Here is a 20921-nt window from a genome sequence, read left to right on the forward strand (position 1 = left end):
GCTGGTCTGCGCGGTCGGCCGCGCGAGCGGATGCGCCGATAGGGCGGCCAGGCGATGGTTCAGTGCTGGTCTGCGCGGTCGGGCCAGGCGGCGCGCCAGTCGCCCGCAGTCGCCTCCACGGCAGGCACGGACAAACGCGACTCGGCGGCGCTCACGGTCCCGGCGAAGGCGCGCACCACCTGCCGATAGGCGACCTCGGCCGAGCCGGAATCGTGGAAGAGGCCGACGGGGTCCACGCGAGCGGTCCGCATCTCCTCGGGCACGAGATCGTCCGGGATGCCGGCGGAGCGAGCACGCGACAACACCTTCTGCCCCAGCGCCAGCGCCGGCATGTCCCACGAGATGCCCTCGACCACGCCACGAGGCGGACGGCCCACGCGCTCGGCGGCCTTGGCCTGCTGCCACAGCCGGTCCTGCTCGTCCGCGTCCGGGGCCGCTGCCGACGGGACACGGGCGGCGGCGTCGTCGTCATCGGGCCCGGCGGCCCCGGTTGCCCCGGTTGCCCCGGTGGGGGCGGCGGTCTCGTCGTCGAACCAGTACGGCGCGCGGCGGCGGAGCTTGTCCAGGAGCGCGCCCGCGACGTCCTGGATGTCGAAGGGCGCGTCGCCGCGCTCGGCACCGATCGCGGCGTGGAACAGCACCTGGAGCAGCAGGTCACCGAGCTCGGAGACGAGCTCGTCGCGGTCGCCGTCGGCCACCGCGTCGACCAGCTCCCACGACTCCTCCAGCAGATACGGCAGGAGCGAGGCGTGGGTCTGGGCGGACTCCCACCGACCGTGGCGCCGGATGCGGGCCATCACGGCGACGGCCTCGGACAGCCGGTCGCCTCCCCCGTCCGCTCGGTCGGCCGCCGCGCCGCCGGAGCCCGCCGCGCCGCGCGAGCTCATCGGGCCGGCGCGGTCTCGGGCTGGATCACCGGGTTCGATCCCTCCGGGTCGCCGGCCATGGCGGTGAGGAAGTCGGCGGCGTACTGCAACATCTCGTCGTCGCGCGCCTTCTCCCCGCCCGCACCCGCGCGGGCGCCGGCCGCCTTGGGCAGCGGCAGCAGCACGGTCTTCTGCGTGGCCCGGTACTGCGCGGCCGGGTACATGCGCTTGAGCCGCATTTGCTGCGAGTCCAGCAGGTCGAGCGGGCCCACGCGCAGGCGCGAGCCGGCCAGCACGATCTCACGGACCCGGTACTTCTGCGCCACCAGCCGCAGCCGCGCCACCGACACCACGCGGCGGGCCTCCACCGGCAGGGGCCCGTAGCGGTCGAGCAGCTCCTCGACCACGGCGTCGATGTCGCCGGGCTCGCGGGCCTGCGAGAGCTTGCGGTAGGCCTCGAGCCGGAGCCGGTCGCCGTCGACGTAGTCGGGCGGGATGAAGGCGTCGACGGGCAGCTCGATGCGGATCTCGCCGAGTTCCTCCTCCACCTCGACCTTCTCGCCGTCGGCGATCGCGCGGTACGCCTCCACCGCCTCGCCGACGAGACGGATGTAGAGGTCGAACCCGACGCCCGCGATGTGGCCCGACTGCTCGGCGCCCAGCACGTTGCCGGCGCCGCGCAGCTCGAGGTCCTTCATCGCCACGGCCATGCCCGCGCCGAGGTCGTTGTTCTGCGCGATGGTCGCGAGCCGGTCGTACGCGGTCTCGGTGAGCGGCTTCTCCGGGTCGTAGAGGAAGTAGGCGTACCCGCGCTCGCGGGACCGGCCCACGCGGCCGCGCAGCTGGTGCATCTGCGACAGGCCCAGCTGGTCGGAGCGGTCCACGATGAGCGTGTTGGCGTTGGAGATGTCCAGGCCGGTCTCGACGATGGTCGTACACACCAGCACGTCGAACTCGCGGTTCCAGAACCCGTTGACCGTCTGCTCGAGCTGCTCCTCCCCCATCTGCCCGTGCGCCACCACGACGCGCGCCTCGGGCACGAGGTCACGAATCCTCGCGGCGGTGGAGTCGATGGTCCGCACCCGGTTGTGGACGTAGAAGATCTGCCCCTCGCGCAGCAGCTCGCGCCGGATGGCGGCGGCGACGTGCTTGTCCGAATACGCGCCCACGTACGTGAGGACGGGCAGGCGCTCCTCGGGCGGGGTGAGGATCTGGCTCATCTCGCGGATGCCGGCCAGCGACATCTCGAGCGTGCGCGGGATCGGCGTCGCGGACATGGTGAGCACGTCGACGTGAGTACGCAGGGAGGTGATGTGCTCCTTGTGCTCCACGCCGAAGCGCTGCTCCTCGTCCACGATCACCAGGCCGAGGTTCTTCCACCGCACGCCGGTCGCGAGCAGGCGGTGGGTACCGATCACCACGTCGACCGTCCCGTCGGCCAGGCTCTTGAGGATCTCCTTGGCCTCGGCGTCCGAGGTGAACCGGCTCAGCCCCTTGATGGTCACGGGGAACCCGGTCATGCGCTCGGTGAACGTCGCGAGGTGCTGCTGCGCGAGCAGCGTCGTGGGCACGAGCACGGCGACCTGCGTCCCGTCCTGCACGGCCTTGAACGCGGCGCGCACGGCGACCTCGGTCTTGCCGTAGCCGACATCGCCCACCACGACGCGGTCCATGGGGGCGGACTTCTCCATGTCCCCCTTGACCTCCTCGATCGCGCTGAGCTGGTCGACGGTCTCGGTGAACGGGAACGCGTCCTCCATCTCCCGCTGCCACGGGGTGTCGGGGCCGAAGGCGCGACCGGGCGCGGACTGCCGCTTGGCGTACAGCTGCACCAGCTCGGTGGCGATCTCGCGGACGGCCTTGCGGGCCTTGCGCTTGGTGTTCTGCCAGTCGGCGCCGCCCATCTTGGACAGCGTCGGTGCCTCGCCGCCGACGTAGCGGCTGAGCTGGCCCAGCGACTCCATCGGCACGTAGAGCCGGTCACCGGCCGCGCCGCGCTTGCCGGGCGCGTACTCGATCACCAGGTACTCGCGCCGCGAGGAGCCGTCGCCGCCGCGCACCTGCCGCTCGACCATCTCCACGAACCGGCCGATGCCGTGCTGGTCGTGCACGACCAGGTCGCCGGTCTTGAGGGCGAGCGGGTCGACCTGGTTGCGGCGCTTGGAGTGGCGGGCCTTGGGGCGCGCCGTGGAACCGAGGCGGTTACCGGTGAGGTCGGTTTCGGAGACGACGACGAGGTCACCGGACGCCCCGTCGGCGCCCCCGGTGAGCGCGAACCCGGCGTGCAGAATCGCCTCGTAGACCGACACGAGTCCGTCGGCGGGTTCGGATCCCGCCTCCGCGGCCGTGGCGGGAACCTCGGCCTCGGACAGGCGTTCCAGGATGCGGGCGACGGTGCCGTGGCCCGGGACCACCATCGCGGCCCGGCCGCCGGAGCCGACGAGCGCGCGCAGCCGCACGAACATGGCCTCCATCTCGGAGTCCTTGCCGCGCGGGGCGGGCGGGTCGCCCGCCTCGACGGTCACCACGAGGCCGTCCTCGGGGTCGGTGAGGAATCCGGGCGGGACGAGCTGCCACCAGGCGCGGCCGGCCTCGGTGGCCTCCTCGCGCACGGAGGAGAACGTGCGGTAGCCCGAGCCGGACAGGTCGAGGGTCTCGCTGTCGACGGGGGCGTCGCCGCCCATGGTGGCGGCGGTCCACGAGGCCTCGAGGAACTCGCGGCCCGCCGAGGCGAGGTCGGCGGCGCGGCGGCGCACCTTGTCGGGGTCGCACACCACGACGCGGGTGTCGTCCGGCATGAGCATCGGCAGGGTGGCCATCTCGCCCGGCACGAGCACGGAGGTCAGCGCCTCCATGCCGTCGCGCGGGATGCCCTCGGCCAGCGAGTCCAGCAGCTCGGCCAGGGTCGGGTTGGCGCGGTGCTCGGCGGCCAGCTGGCCAGCCCGGGCGCGGACGTCGTCGTCGAGCAGCAGTTCGCGGCACGGGTAGAGGACGACCTGCTCGACCTCGCCGTCGGGCAGCGAACGCTGGTCGGCGACGGAGAACTCGCGGATCTCGGCGATCTCGTCGCCGTCGAACTCAATGCGCAGCGGGTGGTCGGCCGTGGTCGGGAAGACGTCCACGATGCCGCCGCGCACGGCGATGTCGCCACGGCGGGCGACCATGTCCTCGCGGGTGTAGGCGAACTCGGCCAGGCGGGCCATCAACTCGGTCGGGTCGACCTCGGCGCCCCGGGTCAGGCGCACCGGCTCGCGGCGGGCGGCCGCCGGGGAGATGGGCTGCACCACCGATCGCGCCGCCGCGACGATGATCCTCGTCGCCCGCCCGGCCATCACCGAGGACAGCACCTCGAGGCGGCGACCGATCGTGTCGGCCGCCGGCGACAGACGCTCGTGCGGCAACGTCTCCCAGCTCGGGAACTGCGCCACCTCGCCGTCGTACATCCCCGACAGTTCGTCGGCGAGCTCCTCACACTCGCGCTCGGTGGCGGTGACCACCAGCAGCGGCGCGCGCTCGGCCAGCGCGCCCACCAGGAACGGGCGCAGCGACTCGGGCGCGCGCACCACCGCGGCGTCGCGGTCCAGGCCCGCGCGCAGGTCGGCCAGCGCCGGGTTGGAGATGACCGCACCGGCCAGACCGGACAGCGCGGCGGTCGTGGAGGTGACGGCAGGGGCGGTGGAGGTCACGCGTGAGGGTCCTTCAGGGTCGGGGCGGGGTGGTCGGACTCGGTCTGGGCGGGCGCGGGCGCACGACACGCGCGGGTCGGCCGCGATCGGACCGGCGGCGCGGGGCGGGGCACGACACGCGGGTCGGTGTGCCAGATCTCCCACTCTAACGGCGCGGCGGCCCCGGTAGCCTGTGCGTATGCGCGAGACCACAGACGCCACCGCCGGGGACGCCGCCGGTGAGCCCGCCGCCCCGGTGACGATCGCCCCCGGCCCCCGCGACGACGGGCCGGACGCCGGCGCGACGATCGTCGGCTCCCGGGTGTTCACCGATCGGTGGATCGGCGTGCTGCTGGCGATCGGCTCGGCCATCGCGCTGGTCGCGTCGTTCCAGCTCAGCCTGGACAAGATCCGGCTGCTGGAGAACCCGGACTACACGCCCGCCTGCAACTTCTCCATCCTCATGAGCTGTAAGAGCGTCATCAACTCGGAGCAGGGCGCGGCGTTCGGCTTCCCCAACCCGTTCATCGGCCTCGTCGGGTACGGCATCGTGATCGCGATCGGCGTCGCCGCCCTGTCCGGCGTGCGGTTCCCACGCTGGTACTGGGTGGGCGTGCTGCTCGGCCTGACGTTCGCCGCCGGGTTCGTGCACTGGCTGGCCTTCCAGTCGATCTTCTCCATCCAGGTCCTGTGCCCGTGGTGCATGGTCGTGTGGGCCACCACCATCCCCATGTTCTGGTACACGCTGCTGCACGTGTTGGCCAAGCTCACGGCGGCCCGCTGGGTGCGCACGCTGCAGCAGTGGCACCTCGTCCCGGTGGTCGTGTGGTTCCTCGCCGTGGCGGGCGTCATCCTGTGGGCGTTCTGGGACTTCTACTGGGCGGACTTCTTCGCGAACCTCTGACCGATCCGGCGGCCTCCGGCCCGCTCTGTGGGGCTAAGGCTGTCCGGGTCCCGGGCGCAGGTCGCGGCCGGCCGAGTTCCCGCGCGGGTGGCTCTCCTCGGAGTACTTGGCCAACACCTCGGCCTCCAGCGTGGGCGACGGGTCGAGGTGCGACAAGCCGTTGAAGCACAGGTTGACGATGTGCGCGGCCACCTCCTCCTTGGGCGGCGTGCGCACGTCCAGCCACCACTGCGCTGTGCCGGACACCATGCCGACCAGCGCCTGGGCGTAGACGATCGTCGTGACGGGATCGAACCCGCGGGCCGCGAACTCCTCCTCGAGGATGTACGTCACGCTCGAGGTGGCGTCGTTGAGCAGGGTCGAGTACGAGCTCCCGCCCGCCGGCGAGGACTCGCGCACCAGGATCCGGAACCCGTCCGTCCGCTCCTCGACGTAGCGCAGCAACGCCATGGCGGCCCGCTCGATCCGGCGGCGAGAGCCCTCCCCCTGCAGCGCCTCGGTGATCTCGGCGCCCAGATAGGCCAGCTCGCGGTCGCAGACCACGGCGTACAGACCTTCCTTACCGCCGAAGTGCTCGTAGACGACGGGCTTGGACACCCCCGCCGCGGCGGCGATGTCTTCGACTGTGGCGGCGTCGTAGCCGTTCTCGGCGAAGATCCGCCGCCCGACCTCGACCAGCTGCTGCCGCCGCTTGGCGGCCGACATCCTCGTCCTCGGCACCGGCGCCGGCGCGGTCTCGCCCGTCATAGCCCACCTCTCGCTGTTGCTTACGAGACTAAACGGTTGGGGCGGGCGCCCCGTTTCTGGTCCCGCGGGGATCGGGTGCCGCTCGGAGCTCGGGTATGCATCGGCGGAGCCGACGTCGTGTGCCAGACTGGTAGCGGCCCGCTAGGGGCCGTTCCCCCGTGGTGTAATTGGCAACACTCCTGATTTTGGTTCAGGCATTTCAGGTTCGAGTCCTGGCGGGGGAGCTCACAGGGTGAGGCCTGGGCGCGGGCGAGCCCGCCCGCGCCGAGCCTAGAAGATGCCGCCGAAGATCCCCAGCGCCAGCACGAGCAGCAGGATCGCCACCACTGCCAGCACCGTCAGCGCCGGCTGCCGGGAGCGACGCGGCGTGCGCTCCACCTCGGTGTCAGGCCGGAACTCCGGATCGTCGCCGGGCCGGCCGGGTCCGTTCATCCCTGTCACGTGAACCGCTCCTCCTCCATGCGTGCGTACGTCTCCAGCAGCTCGAGGGCGTGCTCGCCCGCGGCGCCCTCCGCCTGCAGGCCGGTGCGCATCGACTCGAGCATCTCGCGGCCGTGTGGGAACGGCGGCAGCAGCGGGACGTCCGGATCGGTGATCGCGTCGATGACCGTGGGCCGGTCCGCGGAGAACGCCTCCTCGAGCGCCGGCACCAGCTGGTCGGACTCTTCGACACGGATCCCCCGCAGGCCGAGAAGTTCGGCGTAGGCGGCCATGTCGAACTCCGGCACCTCCTGCGAGCGCGCGAACCGCGGCTGCGACTCGCTCTCCCGCTGCTCCCAGCTCACCTCGGCCAGATCGCGGTTGCTGAGCACCACGATCACCATGGTCGGGTCCTCCCAGGCGGGCCACGCCTCGGCCACGGTGATCAGCTCGTTGATGCCAAGCATCTGCACCGCGCCGTCACCGGCCAGCACGGCCACCGGCTTGGCGGGCGCCCCGGCCTTGGCGGCGATCGCATACGGAATACCGCAGCCCATCGAAGCCAGCGTCGACGACAGGTGCGCGGGCACGGACGTGGGCAGATCCATCTGCCGCACGTAGTGGTAGACGCTGCTGCCCACGTCCACGGCGAGGCGCGCGTCGTGGGGTATGTGGTCGGCCAGCCGCCGGGCGACCAGCTCGGGATTGAGCCCTCGCGCCGGCACCTCGGAGCGCTCGCGGGAGATCTCCCGCCACTGGCGCACCCAGTTCTCGACGTCGCCCCGCCAGGCGGAGCGGTCCTTCTCGGCCACCCGCCCGAGAAGCTCACGCAGCGCGTGCGCGGCCTCGCCGACCAGTCCCACCTCGATCGGATACCGGTTCGCCAGGTGCACCGGGTCCAGGTCGATCTGCACGGCCCGCGCCTGCCCGGGCTTCGGGTAGAACTCCGTCCAGGGGTCGTTCGATCCGACGATCAGGAGGGTGTCGCAGTTCTGGAGGATGCGCGCGCTCGCCGTCGTCCCCAGGTGGCCCATGGTCCCACCCACCAACGGTGACGATTCGTCGACGTACGGCTTACCCAACAGGCTCATCGTCACGCCGGCCCCCAGGCGGTCGGCCAGCTCCATGAGCTCGGCCTGTGCCCCGGCCGCGCCGCGCCCGGCGAGGATCGCGATCCGCTCCCCCGCGTCGAGCACGTCCACCGCGCGCGCCACGTCGTCGTCACGAGGCGTGGTGACCCCGTGGGTCCACTCGGGAGCGGTGACCACCACCCCGTGCTCCTGGTCGAGGTCGTCCCCCAACTCCGGCGCGGGCGCGTTCTGCACGTCGTGCGGGAGGATCACCACCACCGGCGTCCGGTGCGTGAGCGCGGACCGGAACGCCCGGTCGAGCACCAACGGCACCTGCTCGGCCGACGCGACGGTCTGCAGGTACGGCCCGGCGACGTCCGAGAACACGTCACCGAGGTTGATCTCCTGCTGATAGCCGGAGCCGAGCACGCTGGTGTGCTGCTGCGCGACCAGGGCCACCACCGGCACGCTGTCGAGTTTGGCGTCGTACAGGCCGTTGATGAGGTGCATCGCGCCGGGCCCCTGCGTGGAGGTCACCACGCCGACGGCGCCCGAGTATTTGGCGTCGGCCACCGCCATGAACGCCGCGGACTCCTCGTGCCGCGCGCGCCCGAACGCCGGGGCGATGTCGGAGCGGCGCAACGCGCCGAGCAGGGGGTTGTTGCCGTCCCCGGCGTATCCGTAGATCCGTTCGACGTCCCAGGCCACCAGTCGTTCGACGACGAGGTCGGCCACCGTCCTGTCCGTGCTCATACGCGTGCCTCTCCACTCGTCGGTCCGTGAGTGGCCCCCACCGTAGGGGTCGCCTCCGACACGCTCCACCGGTCTGGTGGCGGACCCGCGACAGCGGTTGTCCGGCGGGCGGGGTGGGTCTACCGTGCGCGGCATGGACACGGACCTGAAAGCCCTTGCACTGGTGTGCTCGCTCAAGGCCTCTCCCGCCGAGTCGAGCAGTGACCTCATCGCCCGGCAGATCCTCGACGAGTTGGCCGGCCACGGCGTGACCGGTGAGACCGTCCGCGTCGCCGACTACGACGTGCGCCCCGGTGTCGACGACGACATGGGCGACGGCGACCAGTGGCCCGCCATCCTCGAGAAGATCCGGGGTGTCGACATCCTCGTCTTCTCCACGCCGACGTGGCTCGGTCACATGTCGAGCATCGCGCAGCGCGTGTTGGAGCGTCTGGACGCGCAACTGTCCGCGACCGACGACGAGGGCCGGCCGGCGATGTTCGGCAAGGTCGCCGTGGTCTCGGTGGTGGGCAACGAGGACGGCGCGCACAAGATCGTGGCCGACACGTTCCAGGGGCTCAACGACATCGGGTTCACGATTCCCGCCCAGGGCGGCACCTACTGGAACCACGAGGCGATGAACCCCAAGGACTACAAGGACCTCGACGAGACGCCGTCGGCGGTGGCCTCGACCATCACGACGTTGTCCTCCAACGCGGTGCACCTGGCGAGGTTCCTCAAGGGCACGCAGTACCCGGCGGTCGGGTAGCCCGCGGGCGCGCCCGCTCAGCCCTTCGCGCCCCGTTCGACCGCGCTGCGCACGGTGTAGCGCAGGAACGCCGGGAACGCGACCGCGCAGATCACGACGCCGATCACGACGAGCACGCCGCCGCCGGCCGCCGCGACCGCGGTGCCCACCGACGCCGCCGCCACGCCGTGGGCGACGTCGCCGATGCGCGGGCCGCCGGCCACCACGACGATGAACACGCCCTGCAGGCGCCCACGCATCTCGTCCGTGGCCGACTCGAGCAGGATGGCCTGACGGAACGCGGCCGAGACCATGTCCACGGCTCCGCCGAACGCGAGGGCCGCCAGCGCCAGCCACAGCCACCAGGCCGAACCCTCGGGTGAGGCCGCGCCGACGAACACGCCGAACGCGACCATCGCCAGGCCCCACAGCGCCACGCAGACCAGCACCGCCAACCCTTGCCGTCGCACGCGCGGGATCCAGCCGGAGAACACGCCGCCCAGCACGGCACCGACGCTCATCGCGGCGAACAGGAGCCCGAGCGCGGTCCCGCCGGTGGCGGGGTCACCGAAGGACTCGGTGGCGATCTGCGGGAAGAGCGCACGCGGCATGCCGAAGACCATGGCGATGATGTCCACGAGGAACGAGGCCAGCAGGATGCGACGGGTGGCCAGGTAGGCGAAACCGTCGATCACCGACCGCAGCCCCACCGAGGGGCGCTCCCCGGACACCGGTTGGGGTGGGAGCCGGTAGACGGCGTAGAGCGTCGCCAGCAGGGCCACCGAGTCCAGGAGATACAGCGACTCCAGCCCGAGCACCGGGATGAGGATGCCCGCCGAGAGCGGCCCGACGATCGCGCCGAACTGCATGACGGTCATGTTGAGCGCGGAGGCGGAGGCGAGCTGGTCGGACGGGACGAGTTTCGGGATGATCGCCGACCGGGTGGGCTGGTTGACCGCGAAGAACGCCTGCTGCACGGCGAGCAGCCCCATCACCAGCCACACATTCTGGTTCCCGGCGGCAGCCTGCAGCCAGAACAGCGCGGCGGTCGCGACGAGGCCGGTCGTGGTGATCATGAGCAGCCTGCGCCGGTCGAACGCATCGGCCAGCGCCCCGCCCCACAGGCCGAACACGATGAGCGGCACGAGCGCGAACACGCCGGTGAGGCCGACGTACGCGGAGTTACGGGTGATCTCGAATACCTGCTGCGGCACCGCGACGATGGACAGTTGCGCGCCGATGACCGTGACGATGTTGGCGAGCCACAGTCTGCGGAAGTCCGGCTGCCTCAACGGCCGGGTATCGGCGAGCTGGCGCCTCAGAACTGACACCCGGGGCAGGCTACTCGGCCGCGAGACGGTCGGGATCGTCGGAGTGACCCTCTATCCTCGGACGCGAACGTCCGACACCGTCGGCAGTTGCGCAGATGTTGCGCAGCCGCCCATCCCCCACACGGCGCTGCCACGCCCGAGGAGACTTGATGACGACACCGCAGACCGATCGCGCCCAGACCGCGGTCATCGTCCTGGCCGCCGGCTCCGGCACCAGGATGAAGAGCGCCACCCCCAAGATGCTGCACCGCGTGTGCGGGCGGACCATGCTCGGTCACGCCCTGCACGCCGCGGCGGGGATCGAGCCGGACGCGATCGTCGTGGTGGTGGGTCACCAACGCGAGCAGGTCTCCGCCGCGGTGGCCGAGCTGTCGGCCGACCTCGGGGTGCCCGTGTCCACGGCCGTGCAGGAGGAGCAGAAGGGCACCGGTGACGCGGTCGCGGCCGGCATGTCCGGGCTGCCCGCCGACTTCTCCGGCACCGTCCTCGTGACCACCTCCGACATCCCGCTGCTCGACGCCGAGACGTTGCGCGAGGTGGTGAGCCGCCACGACATGCGGCCACGGGCGGCGGTCACCGTCCTGACGTCGACGGCACCCGACCCCACGGGGTACGGCCGCATCGTGAGGAACGACGACGGCGAGGTGCTCAGGATCGTCGAGCACAAGGACGCCTCGGAGGACGAGAAGTCGATCAACGAGGTCAACTCGGGCATCTACGCGTTCGACGCGCAGGTCCTGCGGGACAAGCTCGGGCAGCTGAGCACCGACAACTCGCAGGGCGAGCTGTACCTCACCGACGTCATCCAGCTGGCCCGGCAGGCCAACGGGCTCATCCGCGGACACCGCGTCGAGGACGCGGACCTCGTGGCGGGCGTCAACGACCGTGTGCAGCTGGCCGCGCTGGCCGGTGAGATGAACCGCCGTCTGTGCGAGTCGGCCATGCGTGCCGGTGCGACCATCGTCGACCCGTCCAGCACGTGGCTCGACGTGGGCGTGGAGATCGGGCGGGACGTGACGATCCTGCCGGGCACGCACCTGGCGGGCGCGACTGTCGTCCACGACGGCGCGACCATCGGCCCCGACACGACCCTGCAGGACACGACCGTCGGCGAGGGTGCAGCGGTCGTGCGTTCACATGCGGTGAGCGCCACAGTCGGGGCTGGCGCCGAGGTCGGCCCGTTCGCGTATCTGCGGCCCGCCGCGGACCTCGGTGCGAACAGCAAGATCGGCACGTTCGTCGAGGTCAAGAAGTCGACGATCGGCGCCAACACCAAGGTGCCGCACCTGACCTACGTGGGTGACGCGACCATCGGTGAGCACACCAACATCGGGGCGTCGAGCGTGTTCGTCAATTACGACGGGGTGAACAAGAACCGTACAGTGATCGGCGATCACTGCCGCACCGGTTCGGACACCATGTTCGTCGCACCGGTGACCGTCGGAGACGGGGCCTATTCGGGCGCGGGTACCGTGATCAAGGACGACGTCCCGCCGGGTGCCCTCGCGGTGTCCGGAGGACGGCAGAGGAACATCGACGACTGGGTGATCAAAAACCGGCCGGATTCCGGCTCGGCAGAGGCCGCCCGTCGTGCCCGGAACGACTCCCAGAAGGACGGACTCACGCAGTGAGCGAGTGGATCGACAACCAGAAGAACCTGATGTTTTTCGCGGGGCGCGCGCACCCCGAGCTCTCCGATCAGGTCGCCGCAGAGCTGGGGGTCGAGGTCACCCCGCAGACTGCCCGGGACTTCGCCAACGGCGAGATCTTCGTCCGCTTCGAACAGTCGGTCCGCGGCTGCGACGCGTTCGTGCTCCAGAGCGCCCCGGCCCCGCTGAACAAGTGGATCATGGAGCAGCTCATCATGATCGACGCGCTCAAGCGCGGCTCCGCCAAGCGGATCACGGCGGTCCTGCCGTTCTACCCGTACGCGCGCCAGGACAAGAAGCACCGCGGGCGTGAGCCGATCTCGGCCCGCCTCATCGCCGACCTGCTCAAGGCCGCCGGCGCCGACCGCATCATCACGGTCGACCTGCACACCGACCAGATCCAGGGCTTCTTCGACGGCCCCGTCGACCACATGCACGCCCAGGGTCAGCTGTCGGACTACGTGCGTCAGCACTACGGGACCGACAACATCGTCGTGGTCTCCCCCGACGCCGGCCGCGTCAAGGTGGGCGAGAAGTGGGCCGACGCGCTCGACGGTGCTCCGCTGGCGTTCGTCCACAAGACCCGCGATCCCAACGTGCCCAACCAGGTCAAGTCCAACCGCGTCGTCGGTGACGTCGAGGGCAAGACCTGCGTGCTCATGGACGACATGATCGACACCGGCGGCACCATCGCCGGCGCGGTCAGGGTGCTCAAGGACGCCGGTGCCGGTGACGTCATCATCGCCACCACGCACGGCATCTTCTCCGACCCGGCCGCCGAGCGGCTCGCCTCCTGCGGCGCCAAGGAGGTCATCACCACCGACACGCTGCCGATCCCGCCAGAGAAGCGCTTCGAGAACCTCACCGTGCTGTCCATCGCGCCGCTGCTGGCCCGGACCATCCACGAGGTCTTCGAGAACGGCTCGGTGACCAGCCTGTTCAACGGTTCCGCGTAGGCCGGCCATGGACGCGACGATCTACCACAACCCCCGCTGCTCCAAGTCGCGGCAGGCTCTCGAGCTGCTGCGGGAGCGGGGCGTGGAGCCGACGATCATCAAGTACCTCGACACCCCGCCGACGGTCGAGGAGCTGCGCACGCTCATCGCCGACGCCGGGATCACGGTGCGGCAGGCCGTCCGCGTCAAGGAGGCGGAGTTCACCGAGCTCGGCCTGATCGACGCCTCGGATGACGAGCTCCTCGCCGCGATGGTCGCCCACCCGCGGTTGATCGAGCGGCCCTTCGTCGTCACCGACAAGGGCACCCGCCTCGCGCGTCCCACGACGGAGGTCGAGGAGATCCTCTAGCGCCACGCGGCCGGCGCCGCGCTTGACGAGTGCTGGCGCTGTGGCGTGCGCCCGGACCCGCCGTCCCCTTCCGAGGGGCGGCGGGTCGCGCGCATTTCGGCTCTCCGATTTGGGTGCGAACCCCCGGCGCCGCTAGGCTGGTCAGGTCATCTCGGCGAGGGAGGACCCGCAAGGGCCGCTCCGTTATCGACGCGATCACCTCTGGCTCCCGCCGCTGGTGCGCTTCGCGCCGGGCCGGAAATTCTCACACAGAGGTCATCGCATGTCTGACGCCAACAAGCTCGCCGCCACCGTCCGCACCGAGTTCGGCAAGGGCGCCTCCCGCCGCGCCCGCCGCGACTTCAAGGTCCCCGCGGTCCTGTACGGCCACAACACCGAGCCCCGCCACCTCCTGCTGGGCGCGCTCGAGTTCGCCGCCATCCTGCGTCACGCCGGCACCAACGCCCTGCTCACCCTCGACATCGAGGGCGAGGAGCAGCTCGCGCTGCCCAAGCAGATCGACGTGCACCCGCTGACCCGCGTCATCGAGCACACCGACCTCCTCGTCGTGAAGAAGGGCGAGAAGGTCGTCGTCGAGATCACCGTGCTGGTCACCGGCGAGGCCGCCCCGGGCACCCTCGTCACCACTGACGCCGACGTCATCGAGGTCGAGGTCGACGCCCTCAACATCCCCGAGGACTTCGAGATCTCGGTCGAGGGCGCCGAGGCCGGTACCCAGATCACCGCCGCCGACGTCACGCTGCCCGCCGGCGCGACCCTCGTCTCCGACCCCGAGACGCTGCTGGTCAACGTCATGGAGGCCCCGTCGGGCGCCGACCTCGAGGCCGACGAGGAGGCCGCCCCCGAGGGCGAGGCCGCCGAGGACGCCGCGAAGGCCGCCGAAGAGGGCTGATCCCCGACCGCCGCCCTGCAGCGGCGAACGGCCACGGGCCCGGAGGCGACCATTGTGTCGTCCCGGGCCCGTTCCGCATTTCCCCATCGTGCAGCCGCTCCCCCGCCTGGCGTCTCGCCCCCGCGCCTGCCCGCCAAATCCGTCGCCGCTCCCCGGCATGGCGCCTGGCCTGCCCGCCGGTGCGCGCGAGACGCCATGCCCGCGCGCGGCTGTGGCGGGACCGGCGGGCTCGCGCGGCTGTGGCGGGACCGGCGGGCTCGCGCGGCTGTGGCCGGGCCGGCGGATTCACGCGGCGATGGCCGGGCCGGCGGATTCGCGCGGCGATGGCCGGGCCGGGCCGGCGGGCGAGCGGCGGGTCAGCCGCGGACGAGCCCCGCCGCGAGCACGAACATCATCACGGCGATCGCCCCGTCGAGCACCCGCCACGCCCCCGGCCGGGCGAACAGCCCGCGCAGCGCCTTGCCGCCGAAGCCGATGAGCGAAAACCACACGGTGCCGGCGAGGAACGCCCCGGCGGCGAACACCCACCGCAGGTCCCCGCCCTGCTGGTTGGCGAGCGTGCCGAGGAAGACCACGCAGTCGAGATAGGCGTGTGGGTTGAGCCACGTGAACGCCGCGCACGCTGCCACCGCCCCCATCGTCGACGGGACGCGGCCGGTGCCGTCGGCCTTCAGCCCCTCCCCCGGGCGGATCGCGCGGACCGCCGCGAACGTCCCGTAGGCCACGAGGAACGCCACCCCGATCCACGTCATCACGGTCAGCGCGCCCGGCGCCGTCTCGATGAGCGCGCCCACCCCGGCCACCCCGAGCAGGATGAGCGCCGCCTCGGAGAGCACGCAGAACACGACGATCGGCACCATCGACACGTCCCCGCGGATCGAACGCTGCAGCACGTACGCGTTCTGCGCGCCGACGGCGGCGATGAGTCCGAGGCCGATACCTGCGCCCATGAAGAGTGTGGAAGTTGCGGTCACGCCCTCAATCTAGGCAAGCGTCCACCAGTAGGTCGACTACAGTTTCTGCAGTAGCATCAGCTCTACTTATGAACGCACTTCAACTGGACCAGCTCCGCACGCTCGTCGCCGTGGTGGATCTCGGATCGTTCGAGGCCGCCGCCGCGCACCTGCACATCACCCAGTCCGCGGTGTCCCAGCGGATCCGCGCCCTCGAGGAGTCCGCCGGTCGCATCCTCGTGCGCCGCGAACGCCCCGTCACCGCTACCGGGTCCGGCGAGACGGTCCTGCGCACGGCCCGGCAGATGCTGCACCTCGAGGAATCGCTGGCCGGTGAGCTCGACGATCTCGGCTCCGGGCAGGACCCGATCGTCCTGGCGGTGGCGTGCAACTCCGACTCCCTGTCCACCTGGTTCCTCGACGCGATGACCGAGGTCCACGACGGCGGCCGCGTCGTGTTCGACATCCGCCGCGAGGACGAGTCCCTGTCCAGTGAGCTGCTGCGTCGCGGCGAGGTGATGGCCGCGGTGACCAGCCAGTCGCAGCCGGTCCAGGGCTGCCGCGCGCTCCCGCTGGGGTCGATGCGCTACCTCGCCTGCGCCAGCCCGGGATTCGTCGCCCGGCACCTGCGGGAGGGCACGACGACCGCCGCGCTCGGGCGGGCCCCCATCGTGGACTTCGACCGCAGCGACGGCCACCAGAACCACCACTATCGCCGGCTGGCCCGCCGCGAGCCGACCGGGCCCCGGCACTTCATCCCCAGCTCGCACGACCACGTCCGCGCGATCGTCGCCGGTCTGGGCTGGGGCCTCATCCCCGAGCAGCTGGCCACGCCGTGGCTGGTCTCCGGGGAGATCGTCGAGGTCTCCCCGGACCGACCACTCGACGTGCCCCTGTTCTGGCAGCACTGGAAGCTCCAGTCGCCCGACCTCGACGCCCTCACCGCCGCCGTGCTCGGCACCGCGCGCACCGAGCTGCGGATATGAGCCCTCACCCGGCGTCTGGGATCATGGGGCGCGTGACTACCGCCGACCAGCCGTCCGGCCCCACTCTCGTGGTGGGCCTGGCCAACCCCGGACCCGACTACGTGGGCACCCGCCACAACATCGGCTGGGACATCCTGCAGGAGCTCGCCTCCCGGGCGCGACCCATGCCGGCGAGCTTCTCCACCCACAAGAAGACCAACTGCGAGATCGCCCAGACGCGCCTCGCCGACACGCCCGTCGTGCTGGCACGCCCCCGCAGCTACATGAACCTCTCCGGCGGCCCGGTCGCTGCGGTGGCCAAGTACTTCTCCGTGGCGCCCACCGACGTGATCGTCATCCACGACGAGATCGACATCGACTTCGGCCAGGTCCGGCTCAAGCGGGGCGGCGGAGAGGGTGGCCACAACGGCCTGCGCTCGGTGTCCAGCTCGCTCGGCACCCGCGACTACATCCGGGTCCGCGCCGGGGTGGGCCGCCCGCCGGGCCGGATGGCGGTGGCCGACTTCGTCCTCAAGCGCTTCTCCAAGCTCGAGCAGCCCGACGTGCCGTTCCTCGTCCAGGACGCCGCCGACGCCGTCGAACTGCTCCTCAAGCACGGACTCGACACCGCCCAGAACCAGGTCCACTCGGCGTGAGCCAGATCCGGCGGTTCGAGCGCGAGGCCCACCTGGGCTCCGGGGCCGCCCTCTTCGACCGCGCCGGCGACCAACTCATGGACTGGCAGATGCATCGCCGTGCCGGCTTCGTCGTCGTCGCCGACGGACCCGCCACCCCCGGCCGGACGGTGACACTCCGGTCCCGCACTGGCCCCGGGGCGTGGCTCCGGCTCGCCGCACCGTGCGAGGTCACCGAGGTCACCGACCGGCCCGACGCGCGCGGCTTCACCTACCGCGCCCTGCCCGGCCACCCCGAACGCGGATGGGAGCGCTTCCTCGTGCGGCGCGATCCCGCCACGGACGCCGTCTCCCTGACCATCACCGCCGAGTCCGCGCACGCCACCCTGCTCGCCAGGCTCGGCGCACCCGTGGCCCGCGCCGAGCAGGACCGGCTCACGCGCCGCTACCTCGCGGCGCTGCGGCCCGTCGGTCACAGCTCGTAGAGCTCGCGCAGCCGGTCGAGCAGCACCACGAGCGTGCCCTCCCTCAGCGCTTCGGCCATCCCACCGCCCTCGAAGCGCTCGGACCGGGCCACCCACGTGATGAGCGCCCGCGTCAGTTCCTCGTCCGCCGTCTCCGCCAGTCCGGCGAGGTCGGTCAGCCCGCCGTGTGACAGGCCCCGCCGCGCGAGCTCCTCGAGGTGCCCGCGCCGCGTGAGAACGCCCCCGTCGAACGCCTCCATCACCGCCCGGGCGTCGTCCTCGACACCCGGATAGCGCAGAAGCGACCGGTGCGCCGCCCACGCGCCGCCGGGCCGCCCGCCCTCGCGGAGCCCGCGCAGCCGCTCGACCGCGGGAAGCAACCGGCGGAGCGCCCCCCTGCGCTCCTCCCACCGCCCCCGGCCTCCATCGGTCACCGGATGGTGACTGTCGTCCTCACCCATCTCCCCGTCCCCCTTCGGCTCGTCCCCAATGGCTGTCCGGCGCACCGTAGCGGCCGGGTCCGACACCCGCCGGTTACAACGCCTGCCTAAATAATCGGACGCTTAGCGACGCGCCGTTACCGGTCCGCGCCAGCGCCTCCAGATGTGAACGTCGACAACCACACTCGTTCGACGGCCGTGCCCGGGGGCCGCGACCGGGCCGGCCACCCGTGTCGGAGGAGCCGCACCGCCGACGCGCCGCGCGGCACGCCGCCGCCGCGCTTCGCGCCGCGTCTGACCTCGCCTTTCACGGGCCACACCTCGCACGGGGGTGACGTGGGTGGATTCGGTGCTCGGACGAGGGCGGACGTACCCTGGGTGACGACGACGAGGGCCGTCGACTGCTGTGAGGAGTACGCGTGACCGAGACCGCCGAGGACACCGGAACGGGCGGACACGCCTCGGGTGCGGACACCACCGGGGACGTCGCGTCCGAGGTCGCGCGCCGCAGGACGTTCGCCGTGATCGCCCATCCGGACGCCGGCAAGTCGACGCTCACGGAGGCGCTCGCGCTGCACGCCCGGGTGATCACCGAGGCGGGCGCCGTGCACGGCAAGTCCGGCCGCCGCTCCACGGTCTCGGACTGGATGGAGATGGAGAAGGCCCGCGGCATCTCCGTCAGCTCCACCGCACTGCAGTTCACGTACGCCCCCGAGGGGTCGGACGTCGACGAGCCGTACGTCATCAACCTGGTCGACACCCCGGGCCACGCCGACTTCTCCGAGGACACCTACCGCGTCCTCACCGCGGTCGACGCGGCGGTCATGCTCATCGACGCGGCCAAGGGCCTCGAGCCGCAGACGCTCAAGCTCTTTCAGGTGTGTAAGCACAACGGCCTGCCGATCATCACGGTGATCAACAAGTGGGACCGCCCCGGCCGCGCGCCGCTCGAACTGCTCGACGAGATCACCGAGCAGATCGGCCTCGTCCCCACGCCCCTCTACATGCCGGTCGGCATCGCGGGCGACTACCGCGGCCTGCTGCGGCGCGGTGAGGACGGTGCGCCCGAGGAGTACGTCCACTTCACCCGCACCGCCGGCGGTTCGACCATCGCGCCCGAGGAGCACTACGACCCGGACACCGCCGCCGAGCGCGAGGGCGACGTGTGGGAAACCGCGGTCGAGGAGTCCGAGCTGCTGTCCGCGATGGGCCAGGACCACGATCAGGAGCTGTACCTCGCCGGCGAGACCAGCCCGGTGATCTTCGCCTCCGCGATGCTCAACTTCGGCGTGCACCAGATCCTCGACGCTCTGGTTGAACTGGCGCCGCCGCCGCGGAAGTGGCCCACCGTCTCCGGGGAGCCGCGGGAGACCACCGACCCGTTCTCGGCCATGGTGTTCAAGGTGCAGGCCGGCATGGACGCCGCGCACCGCGACCGCCTGGCCTTCATGCGCGTGGTCTCGGGCGAGTTCGAGCGCGGCATGGTGGTCCAGCACGCGCAGACGGGCAAGCCGTTCACCACGAAGTACGCGCTGACCGTCTTCGGCCGCGACCGCTCGACCGTCGAGAGCGCCTACCCCGGCGACGTGGTGGGCCTGGTCAACGCCACCGCCCTGGCGCCCGGCGACACCCTCTACACGGGCAAGAAGGTGCAGTTCCCGCCGATCCCGCAGTTCGCGCCGGAGCACTTCGCGGTGGTGCGTGCGCAGTCGCTGGGCAAGTACAAGCAGTTCCGCAAGGCGATCGAGCAGCTCGCCGCCGAGGGCGTCGTGCAGATCCTGCGCAACGACACGCGCGGCGACGCGAACCCGGTGATGGCGGCGGTCGGCCCGATGCAGTTCGAGGTGGTCACCGCCCGCATGAAGGCGGAGTTCAACGTCGAGGTGGTCGTGGACAACCTGCCCTACACGATCGCGCGCCGTACCGACGCCGCCTCCGCGGACGAGCTGGGCCGCCAGCGCGGTGTCGAGGTGTTCGAGCGTACCGACGGCGAGCTGCTGGCCCTGTTCGGCGACAAGTGGCGGCTGCAGTACATCACCAAGGAGATGGAGCACCTCACCATCGAGCCGCTCGTCGCCGACACCAACTAGCCCTCGCGGTTGGCGCACACGCGGGCCGCGGGCAAGCTGGACCCATGCCTAGTGACTCCCGCGTCTCCCTCCGCGTCTTCGTCGAACCCCAGCAGGGCGCGACGTACGCCGACCAGCTCGCCGTCGCCCGCGCCGCCGAGGACCTCGGCTACGAGGCGTTCTTCCGCTCCGACCACTACCTCAAGATGGGCGACGTCAGCGGACTTCCCGGCCCCACCGACGCGTGGCTCACCCTCGCCGGCCTGGCCCGCGAGACCTCGAACATCCGGCTCGGCACGCTGCTGACCTCGGTGACGTTCCGACACCTCGGCCCGCTCGCGATCTCCCTCGCCCAGGTCGACGAGATGTCCGGCGGCCGACTCGACGTGGGCCTCGGCGCGGGCTGGTACGAGGACGAACACACCGCCTACGGCATCCCGTTCCCGCCTCTCGGCGAACGGTTCGACCTGCTCGAGGACACCCTCGGCGCGCTCGAGCAGCTGTGGTCCGCACCCGCCGGCGAGGCGCTCACGGTCCGTGGCAAGCGGGTCGATCTCATCGACTCCCCCGGCCTGCCCAAGCCCGTGCAGTCGCCGCCGCCCGTGATCGTCGGCGGCCACGGCAGGAAGCGCACCCCCGCGCTGGCCGCCCGGTTCGCCGACGAGTTCAACGTGCCGTTCGCCGACGTCGACACCGTCGCGACCCAGTACCAGCGCGTCGACGAGGCCTGCGCCGAACGCGGCCGGGCGCCCGAGGAGATCATCCGCTCCGCGGCACTCGTCCTGTGCTGCGGCCGCGATGAGGCCGACATCGCCCGCCGCGCCGACGCCATCGGCCGCGAGGTCGACGAACTGCGCACCAACGGAGCGGCCGGCACCCCGGCAGAGGTCGTCGAGAAGATCGGTCGCTACTCCGAGATCGGCGCCCGCCGCATCTACCTGCAGGTGCTGGACATGTCCGACCTCGACCACCTCGACCTCGTCGCCTCGGAGGTCGCCCGCCAGCTCTGATCGGATGGCAGCCGCCCAGCGGACGAAAAGCCCTCGTCAGACCGGGCGGCAGGGCT

At 71.5% G+C, this 20921-nt stretch carries 19 protein-coding genes and 1 tRNA gene; 12 read left to right on the forward strand and 8 right to left on the reverse strand.

Annotation, left to right across the window (positions count from 1 at the left end; all coding sequences use genetic code 11):
* Positions 1 to 59: 59 nt before the first annotated feature.
* Together A6035_RS10760 and mfd are read right to left on the reverse strand one after the other, a co-directional pair.
* Positions 60 to 887 carry a MazG nucleotide pyrophosphohydrolase domain-containing protein gene (locus tag A6035_RS10760; protein ID WP_108847781.1) on the reverse strand — a complete coding sequence of 276 codons (828 nt, stop codon included), beginning with the start codon at positions 885 to 887 and terminating at the stop codon, positions 60 to 62.
* On the reverse strand, positions 884 to 4552 hold the full coding sequence (gene mfd, locus A6035_RS10765) for a transcription-repair coupling factor (protein WP_108847782.1): 3669 nt from the start codon (positions 4550 to 4552) through the stop codon (positions 884 to 886). The genes A6035_RS10760 and mfd overlap by 4 nt, the downstream gene beginning before the upstream one ends.
* A 178-nt stretch (positions 4553 to 4730) precedes the next feature.
* Between mfd and A6035_RS10770 the strand changes: the two genes are divergently transcribed.
* Complete coding sequence (locus A6035_RS10770) at positions 4731 to 5435, forward strand: vitamin K epoxide reductase family protein (protein WP_108847783.1); 705 nt, start codon at positions 4731 to 4733, stop codon at positions 5433 to 5435.
* A 33-nt stretch (positions 5436 to 5468) separates the two neighbouring features.
* On the opposite strand, the gene A6035_RS10775 is transcribed toward A6035_RS10770, so the two are convergent.
* Positions 5469 to 6140: a TetR/AcrR family transcriptional regulator gene (locus A6035_RS10775; RefSeq protein WP_235026517.1), complete on the reverse strand. Its 672-nt coding sequence runs from the start codon at positions 6138 to 6140 to the stop codon at positions 5469 to 5471.
* Between the two features lie 194 nt (positions 6141 to 6334).
* Between A6035_RS10775 and A6035_RS10780 the strand changes: the two genes are divergently transcribed.
* A tRNA-Gln gene (locus tag A6035_RS10780) sits at positions 6335 to 6406 on the forward strand.
* A 46-nt stretch (positions 6407 to 6452) separates the two neighbouring features.
* Here the strand turns inward: A6035_RS10780 and A6035_RS18250 are convergent.
* Positions 6453 to 6623 (reverse strand): hypothetical protein, encoded by a 171-nt coding sequence (locus tag A6035_RS18250; RefSeq protein WP_159149215.1) that lies wholly within the window; start codon positions 6621 to 6623, stop codon positions 6453 to 6455.
* Positions 6620 to 8425 (reverse strand): thiamine pyrophosphate-requiring protein, encoded by a 1806-nt coding sequence (locus tag A6035_RS10785; RefSeq protein ID WP_108847785.1) that lies wholly within the window; start codon positions 8423 to 8425, stop codon positions 6620 to 6622. Before A6035_RS10785 ends, A6035_RS18250 begins: the two co-directional genes overlap by 4 nt.
* A gap of 133 nt (positions 8426 to 8558) precedes the next feature.
* Here A6035_RS10785 and A6035_RS10790 point away from each other — a divergent pair, with 133 nt between their 5' ends.
* Positions 8559 to 9173 (forward strand): flavodoxin family protein, encoded by a 615-nt coding sequence (locus A6035_RS10790; RefSeq protein ID WP_108847786.1) that lies wholly within the window; start codon positions 8559 to 8561, stop codon positions 9171 to 9173.
* Positions 9174 to 9190: 17 nt separating this feature from the next.
* Here A6035_RS10790 and A6035_RS10795 read toward each other — a convergent pair whose 3' ends face one another.
* Entirely contained in the window at positions 9191 to 10474 is a 1284-nt protein-coding gene (locus tag A6035_RS10795; RefSeq protein WP_108849230.1) for an MFS transporter, read from the reverse strand.
* Between the two features lie 158 nt (positions 10475 to 10632).
* Here A6035_RS10795 and glmU point away from each other — a divergent pair, with 158 nt between their 5' ends.
* The 4 genes from glmU to A6035_RS10815 all read left to right on the forward strand — a co-directional run bounded on the left by glmU (position 10633) and on the right by A6035_RS10815 (position 14329).
* A complete protein-coding gene (gene glmU, locus A6035_RS10800; RefSeq protein WP_108847787.1) occupies positions 10633 to 12114 on the forward strand; it encodes a bifunctional UDP-N-acetylglucosamine diphosphorylase/glucosamine-1-phosphate N-acetyltransferase GlmU in 1482 nt (493 codons plus the stop codon).
* Complete coding sequence (locus A6035_RS10805; protein WP_108847788.1) at positions 12111 to 13088, forward strand: ribose-phosphate diphosphokinase; 978 nt, start codon at positions 12111 to 12113, stop codon at positions 13086 to 13088. The genes glmU and A6035_RS10805 overlap by 4 nt, the downstream gene beginning before the upstream one ends.
* A gap of 7 nt (positions 13089 to 13095) precedes the next feature.
* Positions 13096 to 13437 (forward strand): arsenate reductase (glutaredoxin), encoded by a 342-nt coding sequence (gene arsC, locus A6035_RS10810; RefSeq protein ID WP_108847789.1) that lies wholly within the window; start codon positions 13096 to 13098, stop codon positions 13435 to 13437.
* 262 nt (positions 13438 to 13699) lie between these two features.
* Positions 13700 to 14329, forward strand: a complete 630-nt coding sequence (locus A6035_RS10815) for a 50S ribosomal protein L25/general stress protein Ctc (protein WP_108847790.1) — start codon at positions 13700 to 13702, stop codon at positions 14327 to 14329.
* A 356-nt stretch (positions 14330 to 14685) separates the two neighbouring features.
* Here A6035_RS10815 and A6035_RS10820 read toward each other — a convergent pair whose 3' ends face one another.
* Positions 14686 to 15303: a LysE/ArgO family amino acid transporter gene (locus A6035_RS10820; protein WP_108847791.1), complete on the reverse strand. Its 618-nt coding sequence runs from the start codon at positions 15301 to 15303 to the stop codon at positions 14686 to 14688.
* A 68-nt stretch (positions 15304 to 15371) separates the two neighbouring features.
* Between A6035_RS10820 and A6035_RS10825 the strand changes: the two genes are divergently transcribed.
* Genes A6035_RS10825 through A6035_RS10835 form a run of 3 tightly spaced genes read left to right on the forward strand, consistent with a single transcriptional unit; the run spans position 15372 to position 17367 of the window.
* Positions 15372 to 16268 (forward strand): LysR family transcriptional regulator ArgP, encoded by an 897-nt coding sequence (locus tag A6035_RS10825; RefSeq protein WP_108847792.1) that lies wholly within the window; start codon positions 15372 to 15374, stop codon positions 16266 to 16268.
* 23 nt (positions 16269 to 16291) lie between these two features.
* Entirely contained in the window at positions 16292 to 16903 is a 612-nt protein-coding gene (pth, locus tag A6035_RS10830) for an aminoacyl-tRNA hydrolase (protein ID WP_108847793.1), read from the forward strand.
* Positions 16900 to 17367 carry a DUF1990 family protein gene (locus A6035_RS10835; protein ID WP_108847794.1) on the forward strand — a complete coding sequence of 156 codons (468 nt, stop codon included), beginning with the start codon at positions 16900 to 16902 and terminating at the stop codon, positions 17365 to 17367. Before pth ends, A6035_RS10835 begins: the two co-directional genes overlap by 4 nt.
* Here A6035_RS10835 and A6035_RS10840 read toward each other — a convergent pair.
* The gene (locus tag A6035_RS10840; protein ID WP_108847795.1) at positions 17355 to 17807 is read right to left on the reverse strand and encodes a DUF6508 domain-containing protein; all 453 of its coding nucleotides are present in this window, start codon (positions 17805 to 17807) and stop codon (positions 17355 to 17357) included. The two genes, A6035_RS10835 and A6035_RS10840, sit on opposite strands and share 13 nt — an antisense overlap.
* Positions 17808 to 18205: 398 nt before the next feature.
* Between A6035_RS10840 and A6035_RS10845 the strand changes: the two genes are divergently transcribed.
* The gene (locus tag A6035_RS10845; RefSeq protein ID WP_108847796.1) at positions 18206 to 19876 is read left to right on the forward strand and encodes a peptide chain release factor 3; all 1671 of its coding nucleotides are present in this window, start codon (positions 18206 to 18208) and stop codon (positions 19874 to 19876) included.
* Between the two features lie 44 nt (positions 19877 to 19920).
* On the forward strand, positions 19921 to 20865 hold the full coding sequence (locus A6035_RS10850) for an LLM class F420-dependent oxidoreductase (protein ID WP_108847797.1): 945 nt from the start codon (positions 19921 to 19923) through the stop codon (positions 20863 to 20865).
* The last annotated feature ends 56 nt before the right edge of the window (positions 20866 to 20921 follow it).

It is taken from the genome of Dietzia lutea (genome assembly GCF_003096075.1).
Taxonomy (GTDB): Bacteria; Actinomycetota; Actinomycetes; order Mycobacteriales; family Mycobacteriaceae; genus Dietzia; species Dietzia lutea.

Bases quoted from the DNA above. Each gene is read 5' to 3' on its own strand.
- A6035_RS10760 (WP_108847781.1), bottom strand. From the start codon at position 887: ATGAGCTCGCGCGGCGCGGCGGGCTCCGGCGGCGCGGCGGCCGACCGA.
- A6035_RS10770 (WP_108847783.1), top strand. From the start codon at position 4,731: ATGCGCGAGACCACAGACGCCACCGCCGGGGACGCCGCCGGTGAGCCC.
- A6035_RS10775 (WP_235026517.1), bottom strand. From the start codon at position 6,140: ATGTCGGCCGCCAAGCGGCGGCAGCAGCTGGTCGAGGTCGGGCGGCGG.
- A6035_RS10785 (WP_108847785.1), bottom strand. From the start codon at position 8,425: ATGAGCACGGACAGGACGGTGGCCGACCTCGTCGTCGAACGACTGGTG.
- A6035_RS10790 (WP_108847786.1), top strand. From the start codon at position 8,559: ATGGACACGGACCTGAAAGCCCTTGCACTGGTGTGCTCGCTCAAGGCC.
- glmU (WP_108847787.1), top strand. From the start codon at position 10,633: ATGACGACACCGCAGACCGATCGCGCCCAGACCGCGGTCATCGTCCTG.
- arsC (WP_108847789.1), top strand. From the start codon at position 13,096: ATGGACGCGACGATCTACCACAACCCCCGCTGCTCCAAGTCGCGGCAG.
- A6035_RS10815 (WP_108847790.1), top strand. From the start codon at position 13,700: ATGTCTGACGCCAACAAGCTCGCCGCCACCGTCCGCACCGAGTTCGGC.
- A6035_RS10825 (WP_108847792.1), top strand. From the start codon at position 15,372: ATGAACGCACTTCAACTGGACCAGCTCCGCACGCTCGTCGCCGTGGTG.
- pth (WP_108847793.1), top strand. From the start codon at position 16,292: ATGGGGCGCGTGACTACCGCCGACCAGCCGTCCGGCCCCACTCTCGTG.
- A6035_RS10840 (WP_108847795.1), bottom strand. From the start codon at position 17,807: ATGGGTGAGGACGACAGTCACCATCCGGTGACCGATGGAGGCCGGGGG.
- A6035_RS10850 (WP_108847797.1), top strand. From the start codon at position 19,921: ATGCCTAGTGACTCCCGCGTCTCCCTCCGCGTCTTCGTCGAACCCCAG.